Below are 21052 nucleotides of genomic sequence, written 5' to 3'. Positions count from 1 at the left end.
ATTACAATGTTATTTTATCACTTTTAAAAATTAACTTTTCTCGTACTCTTTTTTCCTTACCCAACAAATCTCTATCTGCAAACTTGGGCATATCTAATTGTGTTATTTCAATAGTTAGGTTATAGTCTTTTATATTTTTAATATTATTCCTTAACGCTACCATTTTAGCATATCTCTTTAATGTTACAAAGTTTGCTGAATTTTGTGTGTAGTCTTTACCTTTTCGTATTCTATCATCTATACTATTTTTTTGCTGAACAGAGTCTACCACCTCATCTTCAAAATTTAATGTTTGGTTTACAGCAAATAATCCATCATTAATATTATGTAATGTACTTGACAATACATAATCCAAAATATCTTCTGATGAGTTAAATGGTGCTTTACTACTTTTTCTTTCTTGTAATTTTTCTATTACTTCAAAAGTATATGATACTGTTGAGTCTTTTTTAGACTCGAAAGTAAAATAAAGCCTATCGTTGTATTTAGGAGGTGGAGCAAAGAATCCCCATTTTTGAAAAAAGAAGGTATCAAAAGTTCCTTGCTGATCAAAAAAAGCTATTTTAATGTAATTATCAGGACTAACAAAAAGTAAGGTAGCCAACCAATAAAAACCAAAAACAGCTACTATTAGCTTAAAAACAATTGTTTTTTTCATGTGTGGTTAGTTTAAATATTTATAAAGGAGTGGCTTGTACAAGCCACTCCATAAAAAATTAGCCTAGTTGTCTAATTTTTTGCTTTTTAAGTTTATTTTTCTCCTTTACATAATTTTCAGAGTGCTTATCAACACTATTAGCAATTACGTATGTAGATGCTGTTAATAATACTTGCTCAAGACCTGGAGCATTTACTCTATATACTTCTCTAGTATATGCTATAGCACGTCTAGTATAACCTACGGTTGCTCTGGCAGCTCTTGCAGTAAGTCTAAGTGCAGTAGCCAATACAGCTACCTTATCTCCTTCTACTTGTTCAACACCTTGTTTATCCACTAAATATGAATCTCCATACATGTCATCCGAAGCAGAACTAAAGCTCATAAATACAAAGGCCAGTGCTCCTAGAGCAATGAAACCTAATGATTTAATTTTCTTCATTTTTATAGTTTGGTTTTAAATTAATACACCTACTCTATTAAGGCTTTTCGGTTTCCGCCTATTATTGCGCAATAATTCTTTGTTTAATTTTTATATTATTTTTAGGAAGTATTTTACAGCTTATGTGACTAATCTATAATTAAGGTTAACACAATTGTTTTATAAAAAATAGAAACTGATAGAACAGTTATTTAGAAAAGTATATATAATACCCTACACATTTAACCTTACGAATTTGGTTAATTTGCTATATATTCAAGGGTAGGTTTGTTTGTTAGTTTTTATGTTTCAACAGAAATCAAATTATAATTATCCTCCTGATAATCAATGCTAAATTATAAACTTATTTATAAAAGTCAAAATTTTAACATCTTTTAACTAACTATCTCACAAACACTTAACAACATCAATAGAACTAAAATCTAGTGATTTACTTTTTATTTTTAAAGTTTAATATATTATACCAATTAAACATTAAAATGACGCATATAAATTCTTTCTTTTTAGTTTATTTGTCGTTTAAAAAAGACAACCTTAACTATGGCTATACTTGCTTTTTTAGCCTAAAACAATTCTAAAATTCAATTGGTATTACATCTAGGCTTAGCCCCAAAATAAAATGTGAATTTGAATAATTAACAGGTTATTTCAAATTCACATTTATTATATTGAAGTGGTTTAAACCGCTTTATTAAAAAAGAGTACTTATTAATCTATTTTAGGTTTAGAAAACCTTTTTCTAAAGTCAAATGCTTTTTCACTAGCTCCATTTTTTTGAAAATAGTCTAATTTTTCAATTGCTTCCTCTACAGTTGGAAATTCACCTTCTTTAATCCACCACAGGGCATAATGTGCCTTTCCATACTTTTGAAACCATTCTTTTCTTCTTTTCAAAAAATCTGTATGAAATGTTTTGTAAGTAAAGTTTTCTAGGGCTTCAACTGTTTCCCATACAGAAATATTAATAATCACTTGTTCATCATTGTACGGATTGAAGCTAGCTGCGTTGTTTGACTCATCTTTCAACCTCCACACAAATCCTTCACTCCCTTCTGCCAATTCATTTACCTTATCCAGATTATCAACAAACTCTTTCATTATGGGATCTTCCATATTTACCCCAACTATTCTACCTATATTTATTTGTGCTAATTGATACATTTAGTTGTTTTACATTGTTACAAGACCAATGTACAATTATGACGATCAGTTGGGTTATTTTATACTGTTATAGTTTTATTAAAGTTTCCTTATTTAAGATATTCACGAAAACTTACTAATGCACTATACTAATCTTCCTAAAATTTTATCCATTACCCAAGCAGTATGTGTTGCAGTTTTTCCATTTGAAGGATGTTTATAATTCTTATCAGAAAACTGTTTTTTCATATTCTGTACATGGTATATTTGAATATGCTTTGGGTTTTCTATAAAAACCTCTATTTCTTTCTCTTCTGTCTTTAGAGATAATGAAACTTCTCCAAAAACAGAAAACTGTACCTTTCCTTTACTCCCTATAATTTCTACTTTATCCTCATAAAAACTAGCTCCAAAATTCCATATTCCTGATCCAGTAGCACCACAGTCATGTAGCCAACAACCTGTAATTGCATCTTTTGCTGTATACAAATTTTGTTGATTGGTGCTTATTCCATGTGCTTCTTTTATATCTCCTAGCAGAAATGTAAATAAATCTAAACCATGACTTGCCAAGTCATCAAAATAACCTCCATAAGCTATACTAGCATCTGTTCGCCAATTTTTCTTTTTTAACGTATCTATTTCCTTTGTTTTTCTACTTAACATCCAGTTGATGTGTCTTACCTCTCCAATACTATTATTCACTAGCCATTCTTTTATTTTTAAAAACCTTGGAAGTGAACGCCTATAATAAGCTACAAATAATGGAATGTTCTTTTCTTTAAAGGCTTCATAAATAGCTAAACTATCTTTATAGTTTGTTGCTATTGGTTTTTCTATACAACAAGGCTTTCCTGATTTGGCTACTTTTAAAGCATAATACATATGAGAGTCAGGTGGTGTGGCTATGTAGATAGCATCAACTTCTTTATCTCCAATTAATTCATCTGCATTTGTATAATACTTCTCTACATGGTGCCTATCCGCATAATCTTTCAATTTCTCAACATCTCTTCTCATTACTGCATACAACTCAAAACCTTCAATTTGTTGGTAGGCTGGACCACTTTTTACTTCTGTAACAGCTCCGCATCCAATAATGCCCCATCGTATTGTTTTAGCTGAATTTAAACTCATACTTTCTAGTTTTTCAATTTATCAGCATATAGTTTTCTAAGTTTTGCTAATTTTGGAGTAATTACAAAGTTACAATAGCCTTGTTCTTTATTTTGATGGTAATAATTTTGATGATAGTCTTCTGCTTCAAAAAAAGTAGGTATTTCCGTTATTTCAGTTACAATAGGGCTTTCAAAATAAGGTTGCACTTGCTGTATTACTTCATTTGCTATGGCTTGCTGTGTATCATTATGATAAAAAATAACCGATCTATATTGAGTTCCAACATCTGCTCCTTGTCTATTTAAGGTCGTTGGATCATGAGTTGTCATAAAAATAGTCAGTAATTCAGCATACGAAATTACCTCTGCATCATAGGTTATTTGTATGACTTCTGCATGACCAGTTAATCCTGAACAAATTTCTCTATAAGTTGGTTTTCCTGGAACATTTCCTCCTGCATATCCTGATACTACTTTTTCAACTCCCTTTATCTCTAAAAAAATGGCTTCGGTACACCAAAAACATCCACCTCCAACAGTTGCTATTTCTTTACCCATCTTTTTCTAGTTTTATAGATAATGAATTAACGCAGTAACGTAATCCACTAGGTTCTGGTCCATCAGGAAAAACATGTCCTAAATGCGCATCACAGGTATTGCATAAAATCTCAACCCTTATCATTCCATGAGTAGTATCTTTATGGTATTTAACCGCATTTTTTTGTACTGGTTGTGTAAAACTTGGCCATCCTGAATGAGATTCAAACTTAATGCTAGAATCAAACAATGGTGTGTCACAACAAGTACAATTATATTTTCCTCCTTTAAAAGACGAACAGTGTTCTCCGCTAAAAGGCCTTTCTGTTCCTTTTAATCTAGTAATTCTATATTCTTCTGGTGATAAGAGTTTCTTCCATTCTTCGTCCGTTTTTTCTACTCGTTTTGTAGGAACAGGAGTACCATGTACACTAAACTCTATAATATGCTTCCATGTTAACATGCTTCTTTTCTTTAATAATTAGTAGTCTTTATTTACTAGTGCTAATTTACGGTTATTAAAAATGATAAACTTTGATTATTTTTACACTTTAAAAACAGCCTATTTATGAGTAATTTATTAGAAAATGTAGAACATTATGTGCTTAATTTTTTAAATACAAATTTAAAAAAGAAGTTTGTATACCATAATATTGCTCATACACAACGTGTAGTTGAAAAGGCTAAAGAGTTAGCCACTCTTGAAGGTTTAAATGAAGAAGACACTCAAAAACTCTTAATCGCTGCATGGTTTCATGACACTGGATACAGTAAAGATCCAAACAATCATGAAGAAGAAAGTGTAAAAATTGCTACAGGCTATCTAAAACAAGAAAATGCTGAAAATTTTGTTGAAGATATTACTCCTATTATCATGGCTACTAAAATGGGAAATACTCCTTCTACACAGCTAGATAAAATTTTAAAAGATGCTGATTGCTCTCATTTAGGAAGTAAAAACTATAATGATTTCTCTGAATTATTACGTAAAGAATTAGAACTTACCAAAGGGTTAGAATTTACCGATCCTGATTGGTTAAATAATAACATTCATTTTTTAACTAATGAACATCAATTCTACACAACAAGTGCTATAAAAACTTGGGAAAAGCAAAAAGGTAAAAATCTAGCACAGTTATTAAAAACTCAAAAAAAAGTAACCCAAGACTTAGTTAAACTAAAACAAAAAAAAGAAGAACTTGCTTTTAAAAAAAATAAAATTGATTTGCCTGAACGTGGTATTGAAACTATGTTTAGAGTAGCGTTAAGAAATCATATTACTTTAAGTGATATTGCAGATACTAAAGCGAATATTTTACTTTCAGTAAATGCTATTATTATTTCTATGACGCTTTCTACTTTAATTCCTAAACTAGATAATCCATCTAATAGCTATTTAGTAATTCCTTCTATTGTATTTATGATATTTACAGTCATATCTATTATTCTTTCTGTTATGGCTACACGCCCTAATGTTACACAAGGAAAATTTACCAAAGAAGATGTTGCTAATAAAAAGGTAAACTTAATATTCTTTGGAAACTTTCATAAGATGAGTTTATCTGAGTTTGAATGGGCTATGGATGAAATGCTAAAAGACCGTGATTATTTGTATGGTTCTTTAACTAAAGATTTATACTTTTTAGGATTGGTTTTAAATAGAAAATATAGTTTATTGAGAACCACTTATACTGTTTTTATGATTGGTATTATTGTGAGTGTATTAGCTTTTGCTATTGCTTTTTATATGCAGAGTGGTGTATAATACTATTTTCGAATACATTTTTATATATGCCAATAGGTAACTTCCTCAACATAACAAAAACGTCTCGCACTAGTGTATAGCCATTACTCAACATAACAAAACCTTCTCGCACTAGTGTATAGCCATTCCTCAACATAACAAAAACGTCTCGCACTAGTGTATAGCCATTCCTCAACATAACAAAACCTTCTCGCACTAGTGTATAGTCATTCCTCAATACAACAAAAGCTTCTCGCACTAGTGTATAGTCATTCCTCAACGCAACAAAAGCTTCTCGCACTAGTGTATAGCATTCCTCAACGCAACAAAACCTTCTCGCACTAGTGTATAGCATTCCTCAATACAACAAAAGCTTCTCGCACTAGTATATAGACATTCCTCAACGCAACAAAACCTTCTCGCACTAGTGTATAGCATTCCTCAACGCAACAAAACCTTCTCGCACTAGTGTATAGCATTCCTCAACGCAACAAAACCTTCTCGCACTAGTATATAGCCATTCCTCAACGCAACAAAACCTTCTCGCACTAGTATATAGCCATTCCTCAACAAGCATAAGAAATTTATTGCAGAAAATACTTTCAATTAGATGAATAAAAAAACTACTGTAAATGATAAAGCAAATGTTATACAACTAAAGTTTGCTTTATTTCCCTATTTAAAAAATTTAATTTTAACTTTTTAACTCTTTTTTTAAGTCCATAAAAAGTTCTTCTACAGAAATTGTCGGTTTCTTATTATTTTCATCATGATAAATCACCTCAACTCTCATAGCTTTTAATCCAGAAACTCCTTGTAAATCTTCCAACTCTAATTGCTCCAACTCTCCCAAAAGATTTTTAGATTGTAAATACTTGATATACTTTGTATATTCTCTAGCATCTTTTTCTTGAGAGTATACAATAGCTATTTTTCCAGGTACTGTTAAACGTTCATTGGTATTTTTAATATAAGCCTTATCAATACGCTTTTTTATAATTTCATAACGGATATTATAAGCACCGTCTACATCAAACTGCTTTTCATCCATTCTAAATTTAATAGCTAGTGAATTACTATGTACTAGGATTAAAGAAGCTACTTTTAAATCATGTGTTAATGTTTTTCTAGTTACATTGGCTAGGTTTTCCATTTCACACATGGTTTGTAGTTGCCATAAACGTAAGTTATACAAATACAAATCATCAAACTTTTTCTGCTTAGTTAAAGCTTGTCCTATATACATATTGTATTCTACTCCGTCCGTTTTATAACGTTCAAAATAGTGAGGAAACATTGCCTGTGCTTCTTCTTGCTTTTTATCTATAAACTTAGCCAATTTATCATTCAGCTTCGTTACACTTTCTTCATATGACTTACGTTTGTTATATACTACTTGTAAGTTTTTATCTAAACTGTTAGTATATGTCTTCACTAAATCTTTTAATGAAGTATCAATTTCTTTAATGTGATTGAATACTGGGTAAATATCTTTCTTTAAAAAGTCTAAAATACCTATTTCATCTCCTGCTTTTAATCCAGTCTTTACCTCATTCAAATATTCTTTAACACGAAACATCAACTCTTCATAGATAGGGAGTTCTTCTGTCTTACATGCTTCACACAAAACATTTATAGCCAATGTTAACTGTGTGGTTAAATCTTCTTTAATTGCTAGGTTTCTTGCTATAGAAGATCCTGAAATATCTATTTGCCCATACAACGGATATACATCTTCAAAAACAATTTGCTCTATTTTAGCATCTTCTTCTTTAGCATATAAAGCATTCTGATAGTTTTCAGCAGCTTCATAAAAACGCCATTTTACTGATGGATGAATGGATGTATAATGTTCTTGAATAGTAGCCTCTAAAATATTTAAAAACTCCTCAGAGTTACGTTCTGCTGCAGCTTCAAAAACAGGAATAATATCTTTTAGTTTTTGCTTATTTACCGAATTTAATTCATAAGCTCTTGGCGATGCTATCTCTAACAAAACCAAATCTTTTTCATTAGTAGTTTTTATAGGTATTAAAATAATACTACCTATATCATGGGCTTCTAATTTTTTATAAAATTGATTCTGATTGGTATTTCTTCCATAAGCTTCTACATCGGAAAGAACTACAGTTTCAGTATCACTAAATATTTTATTTAAAATATAATGACAAAAGAAATCATTACATGCAATAGCCGCTCCTTCTTCAATCACTAAACTTTCTGATTTTTTTACTCTTAATGATTCCGACTGTATATTACTGATATCAAATACAGAAAATCCAACTTTTAAATCTTTAATAGTATAAAATTCTTGTAGACTTGTTTGTAATTTTTCTACAATACTACCATCATCTTTTTCTAATAAATTAGTTCTAATGGCGCTCAATGTTTCATCTGCAGTCACATCAAACAAATTCATGATACCAAATCCCTTAAATATATATGAATTTGGAGGAAACTTTTCTCTCCATATTTCTATATTATCAAAGTTATCTAAAAGTACTTTTATATCTTCTTGAGTAATTTTAGGTGCATTTTCGGTAGGATACACCTCCATAAAATCACCATTAAAAGCTACTCTATAATGCTTCATTATCCCCAATTGCGTATCTGGAATATCAAAAAAGAATGGTCTTTTTAAATCTATAGGATAATTGTATACAATTGCTAAGATTAACGTACAAGAATAAATATACATTAAGTCATCCTCAAAATTCCTAGCTTGCAAATCATAACCTTCTCCTGCATTTTGTATTATACTAGCAAAACGCTCCGTAAACTTAAAAGCTGTAAATGAAAAAGGAATACTTGCCGCTTTAATTTCATTTCCGGATAACATTTCAGGAAATAATGGTTCTAACAATATATCTATAATTTCCTCATATTTTTCTAACAGTGTAAAATCAGAAAAACCTTCAATTAATTCTGGGTATTTTTCAATTTCTTGAATCATTCTTTTAGCTGACTCATGAAAAGGATGTTCCTTTAAATCATTACTAGCATATTTTTGAAACACCTCAAAAACTTTTCTAAAACTAATATTGAGTTGTAAGGGAAGTTCGAAATCTTGTATATCATTGATGTTTCGTATCTTCATTTTATTGCGAATTTCTTAGTGCAAATTTACGAAATTGTCATGGTATAGTCGTTTTTTCCTGATTTTACTTGCATTTAACTTCTCTTTTTTAACACTTTAATCTGTTCTTATTCTTTATAAAATTAACTGATTTAGTAATATTTTATTTAGTATTAACATTAGTACATAACTATACTATTACTTACTGTATATTTGTTTTCATTTTCAAATTAGTAATCTATTATGGAGCAAACCTTATTAATTTTTGGAACTATTTATGGTATGTTGGCTGTTGTTTTTGGAGCTTTTGGAGCACATGCTTTAAAAAAAGTGTTAACTGATGAGCAATTAAAGTCGTTTGAAACTGGAGTGAAGTACCAAATGTATCATGCTATTGTTTTATTAGTAGTTGGTTTTAATCTTAAACAGTTTAATACTTTATTAGGTTGGAGTTTTATAGTAGGAATCTTTTTGTTTTCTTTCAGTATTTATGGTTTAGTACTTTCTGATGCTAAGGGTAAAAAGCTACGTTTTTTAGGTCCGATTACTCCTTTAGGAGGTTTATTATTAATTATAGGTTGGATATTATTACTTGTTGAGGTATGTTGAAAATTAGTAGTTCAGTAGTTCAGTAGTTCAGTAGTTCAGTAGTTCAGTAGTTCAGTAGTTCAGTAGTTCAGTAGTTCAGTAGTTCAGTAGTTCAGTAGTTCAGTAGTTCAGTAGTTCAGTAGTTCAGTAGTTCAGTAGTTCAGTAGTTCAGTAGTTCAGTAGTTCAGTAGTTCAGTAGTTCAGTAGTTCAGTAGTTCAGTAGTTCAGTAGTTCAGTAGTTCAGTAGTTCAGTAGTTCAGTATGGAAAAATAGTTTTCTCCTTTATCAATTATTACAAACTCATATAAATTTTATACAAAAACAACTAACAAACTAATTACTTCAATACAAACTCATATAAATTTCCACCGCTACCATGGGCTTTTTCATCTGTGATATACACAGTTGTATTGTCTTTAAAAGTGACGCCTTCTTTTTGTGAAGTGTGTTTTAAATCATACTCCGTTAACTCTCCTTCAAAAAAATTATCACCTTCAAAATTGGTAAATACCAATAATTTATTGTGATTTAACAATGCTACTTTATTTTTATTTGGCGATATACTTGCTGAAGTTATCCAACAATGCATGTCTTTCATACAAGTTTCAAAAGTGCCTATATAAGTTGCTCTATAATTACCTGATTGTGCAGGTATTTTATACAAACTAGTTTTCCCAAAACTATTTTTTACTCTACTTTTTGTAAAAATGTACAAAGCATTGTTATAATATAGTATGGATTCTGCATCAAAAAAACGTTCTTTTTTCTTTGGAGGAAACTTCTCTTGATTATCGTATTTAAACTTTATTTTTTCTGCACTAACCTTACCCCCTTTAAGTACTTCTTGGTTTTGTACTTTATAAATAACTAAATTTTTACGCTTATTATCATTATTTCCAAAGTCTGCTATATAAAGATTCCCTTCTTCATCTGTAGTAACATCTTCCCAATCTTTGTTTTTTACCTCTAACTTAATTTTTTGTTGAATATTTCCCTCAATATCTACACCATACACCTCAGCTTTATTCCCACTGTCATTATGCATCCAAAGCAAATCACTTCCCTTTACCTTCGTTATTCCTGATACTTCTTCCAACTTATCAGGAACTTGTGTTATTACTTTTAATTGCCCATAATTAGTACAATTTAAGAAGTTTAATGTTAACAAGAATACAGGGATTATTTTTCTCATAAATATAAAAACGGATAGTTACACTAAGAATAAATCTTTGCTCTTAGAACAAAAATAAACAAAAGTTCTATTGTTTTATTGTCTTCAATTCCATTATAGATTCTTTGTTAAGAATTTTATCATCATTCAATAAAGCACCCACACCTTTCTTTCCTGTAAAGCCCCAATGATCTCTCCAAACTAAAAAGTAAACTGCTTCAGGAAACTCTTTATGCAACCAATCTTTTAATACGCTGTAATCAAAGGTGGCAGCCGTTTTTTTATCTCCTCCTTGTACGCAACCATATTCAGAAAATCCAAAAGGTTTGTTGTATTTCAAAATTTCCTTGTAATCATCTAATGCTTTTTTAGGTAAATCTGCTCCATACGAATCTAACCCTACAATATCTACATATTCATCTCCCGGATAATAGTCATGTATATTTCCTGGTCCTGCATCAGGAGACCAACACCAAAGCATATTGTCTAACTTTTTCTCTTCTACTAAATACTTATAGGTAAACTTCCATAACTCTGCAAAACGCTTACTTTTTCCCCACCAAAACCAATATCCATTCATTTCATGGTAAGGCCTAAACATAACCATTACTCCTTTTTCTTCTAGATCAGCAATTCCTTCAGCTATAAAATCTAATTCTTTTAACAAGTTTTTCTGAACCCGACTATTTGGTATAAAAATAGAATCAATATCTATTACATAATCCCATGCACTTGCTCCAGATTGTGGATTATTTATATGAAGTGATAAGTTAACCAATCCATTTTTAGGGTAATACTCTTTTATTGCTTGATTGGCTTTTTGATATATCCCTTTAGGCGAAGGAACAGAGTCTCTAAAATTCCCATAGTAATCAGCACCTAACATTCCTACCCACTGACCAGATAATTCATTAGCTTTTTTCATTTCTTCTAACGAAGCATTATAACTCCAACGAATAAATTGCCCAGAAACGCAACCTTTTCCTTTGATTTTTTTAAAGAAAGTAAGATAATCTTTTTTATTAAGTTTAGTAGATTTTTTGCTATTGCATCCTAATAGTATTACCAAACAAAAGATAATTAATCCTATTTTTTTCATGATTTAGTTTTGAATAGTTGGTTGTTTGTTATTACTGTGCAATATACAATTAAGCATTACTAGTTTAGCACTTGTTTTTACTTTTAACAAATCAAAACTTAATGTAAAAAAAACAAACAATTTTCTCTTTCAGCTTTATAAAACTACATCGCTTTATTAGCACCGCCAAAGGGTTATAATACCCCGAGGGTTGCCTCGAAATTAAACTTATTATCTTATTAAATGTCTCATTGCTTTCCCCGAGGTAGTTTACTTATTAGCAAACAATTAACAAACATTAGCTTTTTGTTTAGTTTGGTTATTTTTAAATTGCATTCGTTATGAAAGTTCTTTTTTAAAAACTTCAAACAAGAATAACTAAAAAATTAGCCTATGAATATTCCATTTTAAAACTGGTTTTTGAGTAAATAGCATACTCATTATTTTATATATAAAAACAACACTAAAAAGTAATATAAACGAAGTTATTCGAGTATAATTACACCTTAAAAATAGTTTTTATTTCATGTTGGTTTTTGGGAAAGTAACCTTGCAGTAATACTACTGTGAGGTTGCTTGTTTTTATAAGTTCTTTTCCTTTAATAGATGGCTGTTATAAAATTGAGTATTTTTACTGTTATAATAACATCATTAATTTTAAAATTAACAATGGGGTTTCCTATACCAAGAATTGAACAACTTAACGAAAAAAAGTTAATCGGTCATCGTATTACTATGAACTTGGTGAATAATAAAACGGGGCAACTCTGGAAGAAATTTTCTCCTAGAATTAAAGAGGTATCTAATAGAGTTTCTGAAGATAAAATCTCCATGCAAATATATCCTCCTTCATATTACGAACAGTTTCTTCCTAACAACGAGTTCGAAAAATGGGCAACTGTAGAAGTCCTTAATTTTGAAAAAATTCCTTCTAATATGGAATCGTTTGTTTTAAGAGCTGGACTTTATGCTGTTTTTGATTATAAAGGATCTAGTGCTGATACTTCTATTTTTCAATATATTTTCTCAGAATGGATTCCTAATTCTCCATATATCATTGATGACAGGCCACATTTTGAAGTACTTGGCATTAACTATAGAAATAATGATCCGAATTCAGAAGAAGAGATTTGGATTCCGATAAGCAAGAAATAAAGAATTACTTCTATATGAACACTGAAAACAAAAACACAATTAACCCACTACTAATCAACACCATAAACACACAAGACACTTCTAATTTAAAACTTTAAAAAAGACATCAAATTCTCCATTCAAAAAAAGAATAATAAAAAAAACGTAGGGAAAAAAATTAGCTATTTGTATTAAGTGTGAATAAATCACAAATTAAAATATTGATAGATGAAAAAATTAATTTTTTTAGCAATGTTAAACGGGGGATTATTGTTTACATCTTGTTCTAACGACGAAAACATGTTACAACCCCAAGACGCTTCTACAGCTACAACCTCCACTGAAAAAGAACTAGTTTTATATGATTTTGAAAGAAACGGTAATGGTTTTTATTTTACAACTACTGATGGTAAAAAAGGAATTAAAAATTTATCTTCATTAGATGCAGGAGATGGTAGATGTGGTCGTATTTATAGAGGTAAAGTAAATGAATTTACTAAATGGAAAGCTTATGATTTCTCAGGAAATAAAACAAATTTTATTGGATATGACATGGGGAAATGTGGAGGTGTATCTGATGGATTTGCTCATAGAGATTTTTCTTTAAGTAAAGATTATAAAAAAGGAAGTTTAAAAATTGCCTTCAAATATTATAAACCAGGAGACTTCACTGGATGGGATAGTTATTACTTTGACATTTATATTTCTAAACGAAATGAAAGTGATGTACTTAAAAATCACATTATTAAAATAGACCCAAAAGAGCACAAAGGTGGTTGGATCTCTTATAAAGAGAATTTAACAAAAGACCTTCCTAAAGGTCGTTATACACTTACTATTAGAGCTGGGGGTAGTTCTGCAATAGATGATATCGCTTTTATAGAAAACTAAGTATAAAGCAGTTTAAAATGTAGCACTAAAAAACTAGTAATCTACCTTAGTGTTGCATTTTTTTCAATTTTTTAAATTATGTATCTTTACTTTTAATGAAAAACACCAAGCAGTCACTATGTGCACCAGAAGTTTTTGAAGATGTATACAAGGCAAATGTACAAACTCTTCGAAACCATATTTATTACAAATGTGGAGATATTGACTTGGCAGAAGATATTGTTCATGATTGTTTTATAAAAATTTGGAATAATTGTGCAGAAGTTATTCTTACTACAGTAACCGCTTTTTTATTCAAAATAGCCAATAATGCTTTTTTAAACTCTATGAAAAAGAAAAAAATAATTCTAAAACATGAAAAGCTTATAAAAAAAGATACTGTTACCATTGAACATCCACAGTTCATTATGGAAGAAAAAGAGTTTTTAAAAAAGTTACAAGAAGCTATAGCTGATTTATCAGACAAAGAAAGAGAAGTTTTTCTATTAAATAGAATTGATAAAAAAAATATAGAGAGATAGCTGTACTATTAGACATTTCAATTAAAACCGTAGAAAAAAGAATGATGGGAGCTTTAAAAAAACTTCGTCAAACTATTGAAGGAATATAAATCATGAGTCAAGAAAAATTCACATATTTAATGAGTAAATGGATTGAAGGCACTCTTTCTAAAAAAGAACTACAATCTCTTGAACAGTTTGAGGAGTTTGATTCTTACAAGAGAATTCTTGAAGGGGCAAATGGTTTTTATACCCCTGAAATTAACAATCATGAATCATATATTAATTTTACAAAAAAAATTAAAAACCCTGCTATAATAAATATTCCAAAAAAGAAAAAAAGTAAATTATATCCTATAATTGCAATTGCTGCTAGTTTAGCTTTATTAATAGCATTCTTTATAGGTTACAATAAACATGAAGTATACAAAACTAACACAGGAGAACAGCTAGCCATTTTATTACCAGATAGCTCTCAAGCTATACTAAACTCAAAATCATCACTATCTTTTTCAAGAAAAAACTGGCATAAGAAAAGAAGTTTGAAACTGCAAGGTGAAGGTTATTTTAAGGTAAAAAAAGGAAAAACTTTTAAAGTATCTACCTCTGAAGGAGATGTACAAGTATTGGGTACAGAGTTTAATATTAAAACATATCCTCAATTTATAGAAGTTACTTGTTTTGAAGGAAAAGTAGCGGTTTCAAGAAATAACTCTAAGTTAATTCTTACTGAAGGTAATGTAGCTCAATGGATTGACACTTTGCCTCCTGAAAAGTGGAATACTATTCAAAAACAACCTTCTTGGCAACTAAATGAAAGTAATTTTAAAAACCTCCCTTTTAAGCTCGTTTTGGCTGAATTAGAAAAAGTATTTGGAGTACATATTATAATAACTAATGTTAATACTACTCAAAAAATATCTGGTAGCTTTCCTAATGACAATTTAAAATTGGCTGTAGAAAGTTTAGCCGAGAGTTTAAGCATTCAATGTCAAATTTCTTTAAGTGATAAAAAAGTACACTTCTTTAAATAAGTATTATTGTAAATGAGAAAATGGTTTGTTTTATTAAGCTGTTTATGTTCAGTTTTTTGTTTAGCTCAAAACCCTAAACCTTTAAAAGATTTTTTAATACAATTAGAAGAAGATTATAACATTAAATTTTCTTTTTCCGATGAGAATATTAACAGTAAATTCATCCTTGTACCAAAAACGTATAACCCAAGTTTAAATGAAGCATTACTACAAATTAACAAGCAAACTAAACTTATAGTAAAAAGAAAAAGTAAGCGATACTATGTTCTCACAAAAAAAAATAAAGAAACTTTTCAAATACTAGGAAAAATAATAGATAGTATTTCTGGGCTTCCACTTAACAATGTTTCTATTTTATATAAGAAAAACAAAGGAGTTGTAAGCAATAACAAAGGAAAATTTGTTCTCCAAAAAATCAGTAAAACCGATACTATAACCATAAGTCATTTAGGGTATCATTCTAAAAATATTACATTAAAAAAGGAAAATTCTTTAGAGTCATTAGTTATAAAACTTGTTGAAAAACCAGACTACTTAAATGAAGTTATTATTCCCAATTTCTTAACATCTGGAATGTTAAAAAAATAGATGGTACTATCGAGTTACTTCCTCAAAAGCAAGGGGTACTTCCTGGATTAACAGAACCAGATGTCCTTTTGAGTACTCAACAAATACCAGGAATAAATAGTCCTACTGAAACCGCTTCTGGATTGTATATTCATGGAAGTACTCCAGATCAAAATTTAATTTTATTTGACAATATTAAATTATATAATACAGCACATTTTTTTGGAGTAATTTCTGCTTTAAACCCTTATATTATAGATAAAGTATTAGTTATGAAAAACGCTACTCAAGCACAATATGGGAACCACATAGGTGGAGTAGTTTCAATAAAAACTCTTGAAAAAATACCAAATAAATCTTCCTTTGGGTTTGGTTTTAATTTAACTGGATTTGATTTCCATTCAAACTTAAAACTATCACCAAAAATAGCCATTCAAGCCTCTGCTAGGAGATCTCTTTCTGACATCTTAGAAACGCCAACAATTAAAAGGTTTTCTAAAAAAGTTTTTCAAAACACAGCTGTAAGCTCTGGCGAAGAATTAGCTAAACTACCTTTTATCGAAAGCATTAACAATTTTCATTTTTTTGACATTAGTACTAAAATAATCTATAAACCTAATCATGATTCTAAATTATCGCTTCAATACATTACCATTAAAAATCAATTAGACTATCAATTAAAAAACGAACAACTTATAGAACAACGCAATGATGGACTTGAAATACAAAATAATGGAGTTGGTTTGTCTTTTAACACCAATTTTAACCCTACTACTCAATTGTCAACAAATCTTTATTATTCCGACTATAACTTAGATTATAAAGGCATAAAAAAAAGAGAAACTGATATTTACGACTTTACTGAAAAAGAAAACAAGCTAACAGAAGTATCCTTCTACACCTACTTACTGAAAAAGTTTAAAAAACACAGATTTAAATTAGGGTATGAATATACTAATCATCAAGTATCATTTAACCTAAAAAAAGAAAATAACGTTGTTTTTTCTGAAATTTTATCTAAAGATGATCGTTTAGAAAATGTAAATGTTTTTGTAGGAAATTACCGATTTCAAAATGATGATATATTCACTCTGAATGTAGGCGCTCGTTATAGTTACTTAACAAAACTGCAAAAAGAAGTTTTTGAGCCTCGGATATTTACTAAAGTAAAAGTATTTCCTTTTCTATGGTGGCATGGTTCTGCTGAATTAAAGCAACAACATACTAGTAAAATTATTGAGTTTTTTACTTCAGATTTTGGATTAGAAAATGAACTTTGGGCTTTATCTGACAATGATAACATCCCTATCCTTAATAGCCAAAAATATAGCTCTGGCTTTTTATTAAAAAAATCGAATTGGTTTCTTGATATAGAATTATATCACAAGAAAATTGATGGATTAACTTCTTTAACTACTGGTTTTAATAATTACAATCGTTCTATATTTAATAGTAATGCTATCATTAATGGATTTGATGTTTTATTAAAAAAAAATTGGTCTTCAAAACTTAGCTCTTGGGTTAGTTACAGTTTTAATAACAGTAGTTTGCTTTTTGAAAACTTTAATAATAATCAATCCTTTTCTGGTAACTTTAATATTTCAAATTCACTTTATATAGCTCAACAGTTTAAACTAAACCGTTGGAATTTTTCATTAGGATGGAACTACCGATCAGGGTTACCTTTCAACTCTTTAGTTAATTTAAATCCAAACAATGGAATTGAAATAGAAAGATATAACAATGCTAACTTACCCGCTTATCATAGATTAGACTCTTCTGTTACATTTGATTTTTACTGGAATAACAATAAAAATATAAAATCAATGCTTGGTATTTCGTTTCAAAACCTGTACAACAGGAAAAATATCTTAAGACGGACTAAAGAAGTTTCTTTCGATAAAGATTTTAATGCCAGTTTACAAACTATTGAAACTTATGGTTTAGATTTCACTCCTAATTTTGTGTTCCGGGTAAAATTCTAGATCTATTTAACTTTTCTATTAATATTAAACCTTAACCCCAATTAATTACCAACCTCCAGTAGCTCCGCCTCCACCAAAGCCTCCACCTCCGAAACCTCCGCCGAATCCGCCTCCACTAAATCCTCCACCAGAAGATCCTCCAAAACCACCAAAGCCGCCTCTTCCAGAGTTGCTTAAGATAATTGTTTCTAATGGATCTGTACCTCGGTAACGTCTTCTTCCTCCTCTATTTCCTTTATTTCCATTGGAAATAATAATAAAAAAGATGATAAGGATAATTATAAAAATGATAAAACTAGGATCAAATTCACTAGATTGCTTTCTTGTTCCTTTGTATTCACCTTGTAATACTTTGAATATGGACTCAACTCCACTGTTTAGCCCTCCATAGAAATCACCTCTTTTAAAATGTGGAATTATATTGTATTCTATAATTTGACGAGAAACATAATCGGTAAGTAAGTGTTCTGTACCATAACCTGTTCTTATGGTTATTTTACGGTCTTTATGTGCTAATAACACAAATACTCCATTATCTTCTTTGGCTTGACCAATTCCCCATTTATGAGCCCAGTTAGTAGCTAAATAACCAATTTCTTCTCCTTCAGTAGAATTTATTACTGCAACTACTATTTGAGTTGAAGTAGTATCAGAATATTTAATTAATTTCTGTTCTAATCTATTCTTCTCTCCTTTAGAAAGTAAACCTATATAATCATAAACGCTTGTTTGATCTTTGTTTCTTTTAGGTTTTTCAGGAATTTTAAAACCCTGTGAAAAAGTATATTGAGCAAACAATATAGTTAGAAAAAGAACAACAATATGCGAAGCTTTTTTCAATTTCATTTAGCCTTTTGATATTTCATTTGACAATTCATCTTCATCATCCACCTGCCAAGGAAAATGTGCTTTTAATTCTTGACCAGCTTTAATTACACCATCAATAATTCCTTGTTTAAAATTGCCTTTTTTAAACTGCTCTTGCATAGTATTTCTGGTTGTATCCCAAAAGTTTACAGGAACTACTTCATCTATACCTTTATCTCCATAAATAACAAATTTATGATCTTCAACAGCCACGTATATAAGTACTGCATTTTGTTGCTTGGTATTAAACATTTTAAGCATTCTAAATACTTCTAGTGCTCGGTTATAATGAGAAATACTTGCTGTAGCCTCAATATGTACTCGAATTTCACCAGAAGTATTTTGTTCTGCTTGCCTAATAGCTAAAACAATTTCCTGTTCTTCTTGAACAGAAAGAAAGTCTTCTACTGTAGACATGTTTTTTAGAATTTAAAATCTACGTTTGGTGCTTTTTCTGAACCTGGATCAGATTTATATCTTGGCATTTGATCGAACCCAAATACACCAGCTAATAAAACTCCTGGAAACCTATCTATCTTTGTATCATATTTATTTACCTCATCATTGTATCTATCACGAGCCACATTGATACGATTTTCAGTTCCTTCTAACTGACTTTGTAATTCTAAAAAGTTTTTATTTGCTTTAATATCTGGATAGCGTTCAACAGAAACTAATAACTTAGACAAAGCCCCGCTTAACCCTTGCTGTGCTTGTTGAAATTGTGCTATTTTTTCAGGTGTAATATCTCCTGCATTAATAGTAGTTTGCGTTGCTTTTGCTCTTGCATTAATGACATCTGTTAAAGTAGACTTTTCAAAGTCTGCAGCTCCTTGAACAGTTTTCACCAAGTTTCCTATTAAATCATTTCTACGTTGGTAAGAACTCTCTACTTTAGACCAAGCAGTCTCAGCGTTATTTCTTAAACCTACAATTCCATTATATCCTGATATTGCCCATAGAACAACTGCTCCAACAATTAGTATAGGTACGATCCATTTTTTCATGATTTTTGATTTTTTGTATTTATAATTGATTTTTGATTTTTATTAATTCTGCTTTTACTGCTTCTAATCTACTAATTATTTCATGATTAGTTACCACTTTATCAGGATTTTTCTTTAGTTTTTGCTTAGCGCCTTCTAAAGTAAATCCTCTTTCTTTTACTAGATTAAAAATAAGTTTGAAGTTTTCTATATCTTCTTTTGTGAATAGCCGATTACCTTTTGCATTTTTTTTAGGCTTGATTACCTCAAACTCTTTTTCCCAAAAACGAATAAGAGAAGTATTGACGCCAAAGGCTTCAGCTACTTCTCCTATTTTATAATATCTTTTTTCAGGTAAATTTACGTGCATTCTGTATTAATCGTACGATTGTCCTTTTTGTTGAGAGGCTTTTTGCATAGCAATAAACTCCTCAGGTGTTAAATCTCCGTAGTAATAATAAATCGGATTTACTGGTCTACCATTTTTATGTACTTCGTAATGTAAATGAGGTGCAGCAGAACGTCCTGTATTTCCAACGTACCCTATTAAATCTCCTCTCTTTACTTTCTTACCTTTTCTGGCAACTATTTTACTCATATGTGCATAAATAGTTTTATAACCGTAACCATGATCTATATATACTACTTTACCAAAGGTAGAACTTCTATGTGCTTTTACAACTTTTCCATTACCAGAAGCAAAAATTGGTGTTCCTGTTGGTGCTGTAAAATCCATTCCATTGTGCATTCTCCATGATTTTAAGATTGGGTGCAAACGCATTCCAAAACCTGATGCCATTCTCTTTAAATCTTCATTCTTTACAGGTTGAATAGCAGGAATAGATGCTAACATTTTTTCCTTCTCTTTGGCTAATGATACAATTTCATCTAATGATTTTGATTGTACTACCATTTGTTTAGACAACACATCTAACTTTTTAGTCACATCTTTTATCATTAAGGTATTTTCAAAACCATCAAGGTGTTTATATCTATTAACTCCACCAAATCCCGCTTTTCTTTGCTCTTCAGGAATTGGGCTAGCCTCAAAATAAGTTCTATATATGTTATTATCTCGTTGTTGTAATTCTGATAAGATCTCAGAACTTTCTTCCATTCTTTTAGATAACAGTTCGTAATGAAGTTTTAAATTCTCTAACTCTCTTTTTTGAGCTCTTTCTTTTGGTGTTAATAAAATTTGGCTAAATCCAATAAACCCTAAAAAAGCAACTAATAGTCCACCTGTAACGAATAAAAAAGCTTTTTTATATTTTTCGCTTTTCCTTGTTTGAATTTTCCTGTAGGATAACGTATCTGGATCGTAATAATACTTAACTTTGGCCATATTTCTTAATACACTATTTTTGTGCCCTTTAAAGCTACATTTTGATATTTGAGGTTTAATTGAGGAACAACAAATTTACAAAATGTTTTAAAATAGCCTTTTTACTTGCCTTTTTTATGTAAAAATTAACATATTATTTTGTTTTTTCAGCATAATAGTTTCAATATTCAACCTAATTAAACCATATCTAA

At 29.9% G+C, this 21052-nt stretch carries 23 protein-coding genes; 9 read left to right on the top strand and 14 right to left on the bottom strand.

The annotated features are described in order from the left end of the window. Window position 1: 1 nt before the first annotated feature. The 6 genes from ABNT65_RS18455 to msrB all read right to left on the bottom strand — a co-directional run bounded on the left by ABNT65_RS18455 (window position 2) and on the right by msrB (window position 4358). Window positions 2-658 (bottom strand): hypothetical protein, encoded by a 657-nt coding sequence (locus tag ABNT65_RS18455; RefSeq protein ID WP_348707121.1) that lies wholly within the window; start codon window positions 656-658, stop codon window positions 2-4. A 58-nt stretch (window positions 659-716) separates the two neighbouring features. Further along, window positions 717-1100, bottom strand: coding sequence for a hypothetical protein (locus ABNT65_RS18450; protein ID WP_348707120.1), 384 nt, complete (start codon window positions 1098-1100; stop codon window positions 717-719). A 708-nt stretch (window positions 1101-1808) separates the two neighbouring features. Beyond that, on the bottom strand, window positions 1809-2261 hold the full coding sequence (locus tag ABNT65_RS18445; protein WP_348740035.1) for a DUF3291 domain-containing protein: 453 nt from the start codon (window positions 2259-2261) through the stop codon (window positions 1809-1811). 123 nt (window positions 2262-2384) lie between these two features. After that, the gene (locus tag ABNT65_RS18440) at window positions 2385-3377 is read right to left on the bottom strand and encodes a Gfo/Idh/MocA family oxidoreductase (protein ID WP_348746548.1); all 993 of its coding nucleotides are present in this window, start codon (window positions 3375-3377) and stop codon (window positions 2385-2387) included. A gap of 5 nt (window positions 3378-3382) precedes the next feature. Continuing rightward, complete coding sequence (gene msrA, locus ABNT65_RS18435; RefSeq protein WP_348740031.1) at window positions 3383-3916, bottom strand: peptide-methionine (S)-S-oxide reductase MsrA; 534 nt, start codon at window positions 3914-3916, stop codon at window positions 3383-3385. Beyond that, window positions 3909-4358, bottom strand: a complete 450-nt coding sequence (msrB, locus tag ABNT65_RS18430; protein ID WP_348746547.1) for a peptide-methionine (R)-S-oxide reductase MsrB — start codon at window positions 4356-4358, stop codon at window positions 3909-3911. Before msrB ends, msrA begins: the two co-directional genes overlap by 8 nt. A 105-nt stretch (window positions 4359-4463) precedes the next feature. Here msrB and ABNT65_RS18425 point away from each other — a divergent pair, with 105 nt between their 5' ends. Next, a complete protein-coding gene (locus tag ABNT65_RS18425; RefSeq protein ID WP_348707115.1) occupies window positions 4464-5660 on the top strand; it encodes a Pycsar system effector family protein in 1197 nt (398 codons plus the stop codon). Window positions 5661-6333: 673 nt separating this feature from the next. On the opposite strand, the gene ABNT65_RS18420 is transcribed toward ABNT65_RS18425, so the two are convergent. Next, window positions 6334-8736, bottom strand: a complete 2403-nt coding sequence (locus ABNT65_RS18420; RefSeq protein ID WP_348746546.1) for a GAF domain-containing protein — start codon at window positions 8734-8736, stop codon at window positions 6334-6336. Window positions 8737-8958: 222 nt separating this feature from the next. Here ABNT65_RS18420 and ABNT65_RS18415 point away from each other — a divergent pair, with 222 nt between their 5' ends. Further along, window positions 8959-9324 (top strand): DUF423 domain-containing protein, encoded by a 366-nt coding sequence (locus tag ABNT65_RS18415; RefSeq protein WP_348705017.1) that lies wholly within the window; start codon window positions 8959-8961, stop codon window positions 9322-9324. 316 nt (window positions 9325-9640) lie between these two features. On the opposite strand, the gene ABNT65_RS18410 is transcribed toward ABNT65_RS18415, so the two are convergent. Further along, entirely contained in the window at window positions 9641-10495 is an 855-nt protein-coding gene (locus tag ABNT65_RS18410) for a hypothetical protein (RefSeq protein ID WP_348736567.1), read from the bottom strand. A 67-nt stretch (window positions 10496-10562) separates the two neighbouring features. Then, a complete protein-coding gene (locus ABNT65_RS18405) occupies window positions 10563-11573 on the bottom strand; it encodes a glycosyl hydrolase (protein WP_348736569.1) in 1011 nt (336 codons plus the stop codon). A gap of 648 nt (window positions 11574-12221) precedes the next feature. Here ABNT65_RS18405 and ABNT65_RS18400 point away from each other — a divergent pair. The 7 genes from ABNT65_RS18400 to ABNT65_RS18370 all read left to right on the top strand — a co-directional run bounded on the left by ABNT65_RS18400 (window position 12222) and on the right by ABNT65_RS18370 (window position 17663). After that, the gene (locus ABNT65_RS18400) at window positions 12222-12707 is read left to right on the top strand and encodes a GyrI-like domain-containing protein (protein ID WP_348703840.1); all 486 of its coding nucleotides are present in this window, start codon (window positions 12222-12224) and stop codon (window positions 12705-12707) included. A gap of 207 nt (window positions 12708-12914) precedes the next feature. Beyond that, window positions 12915-13577, top strand: coding sequence for a hypothetical protein (locus ABNT65_RS18395; protein ID WP_348736571.1), 663 nt, complete (start codon window positions 12915-12917; stop codon window positions 13575-13577). A gap of 95 nt (window positions 13578-13672) precedes the next feature. Further along, window positions 13673-14098, top strand: a complete 426-nt coding sequence (locus ABNT65_RS18390; protein WP_348746545.1) for an RNA polymerase sigma factor — start codon at window positions 13673-13675, stop codon at window positions 14096-14098. Continuing rightward, the gene (locus tag ABNT65_RS18385; protein ID WP_348747836.1) at window positions 14095-14187 is read left to right on the top strand and encodes a hypothetical protein; all 93 of its coding nucleotides are present in this window, start codon (window positions 14095-14097) and stop codon (window positions 14185-14187) included. Before ABNT65_RS18390 ends, ABNT65_RS18385 begins: the two co-directional genes overlap by 4 nt. Before the next feature lie 3 nt (window positions 14188-14190). Beyond that, a complete protein-coding gene (locus ABNT65_RS18380) occupies window positions 14191-15111 on the top strand; it encodes a FecR family protein (protein WP_348703844.1) in 921 nt (306 codons plus the stop codon). 12 nt (window positions 15112-15123) lie between these two features. After that, window positions 15124-15699 (top strand): carboxypeptidase-like regulatory domain-containing protein, encoded by a 576-nt coding sequence (locus tag ABNT65_RS18375; protein ID WP_348746544.1) that lies wholly within the window; start codon window positions 15124-15126, stop codon window positions 15697-15699. A gap of 68 nt (window positions 15700-15767) precedes the next feature. After that, window positions 15768-17663 carry a TonB-dependent receptor plug domain-containing protein gene (locus ABNT65_RS18370; protein ID WP_348746543.1) on the top strand — a complete coding sequence of 632 codons (1896 nt, stop codon included), beginning with the start codon at window positions 15768-15770 and terminating at the stop codon, window positions 17661-17663. 45 nt (window positions 17664-17708) lie between these two features. On the opposite strand, the gene ABNT65_RS18365 is transcribed toward ABNT65_RS18370, so the two are convergent. From ABNT65_RS18365 to ABNT65_RS18345, 5 genes are read right to left on the bottom strand one after another with little or no spacing between them, the layout of a single operon-like run. Then, on the bottom strand, window positions 17709-18509 hold the full coding sequence (locus tag ABNT65_RS18365; RefSeq protein WP_348703846.1) for a TPM domain-containing protein: 801 nt from the start codon (window positions 18507-18509) through the stop codon (window positions 17709-17711). Then, window positions 18510-18947 carry a TPM domain-containing protein gene (locus ABNT65_RS18360; protein ID WP_348736579.1) on the bottom strand — a complete coding sequence of 146 codons (438 nt, stop codon included), beginning with the start codon at window positions 18945-18947 and terminating at the stop codon, window positions 18510-18512. It lies immediately after the preceding gene. A gap of 5 nt (window positions 18948-18952) precedes the next feature. Next, window positions 18953-19537 (bottom strand): LemA family protein, encoded by a 585-nt coding sequence (locus tag ABNT65_RS18355; RefSeq protein WP_348736581.1) that lies wholly within the window; start codon window positions 19535-19537, stop codon window positions 18953-18955. A gap of 19 nt (window positions 19538-19556) precedes the next feature. Beyond that, a complete protein-coding gene (locus ABNT65_RS18350; RefSeq protein ID WP_348703849.1) occupies window positions 19557-19886 on the bottom strand; it encodes a MerR family transcriptional regulator in 330 nt (109 codons plus the stop codon). Between the two features lie 6 nt (window positions 19887-19892). Continuing rightward, on the bottom strand, window positions 19893-20861 hold the full coding sequence (locus tag ABNT65_RS18345; protein WP_348703850.1) for a M23 family metallopeptidase: 969 nt from the start codon (window positions 20859-20861) through the stop codon (window positions 19893-19895). Window positions 20862-21052 lie beyond the last annotated feature (191 nt).

This window comes from Tenacibaculum sp. 190524A02b (genome assembly GCF_964036645.1).
In the GTDB taxonomy this organism is placed as follows: Bacteria; Bacteroidota; Bacteroidia; order Flavobacteriales; family Flavobacteriaceae; genus Polaribacter; species Polaribacter vairaonense.
The sequence above is the reverse complement of the archived record's forward strand: the minus strand, read 5'-3'. Positions and strand labels throughout refer to the sequence as shown.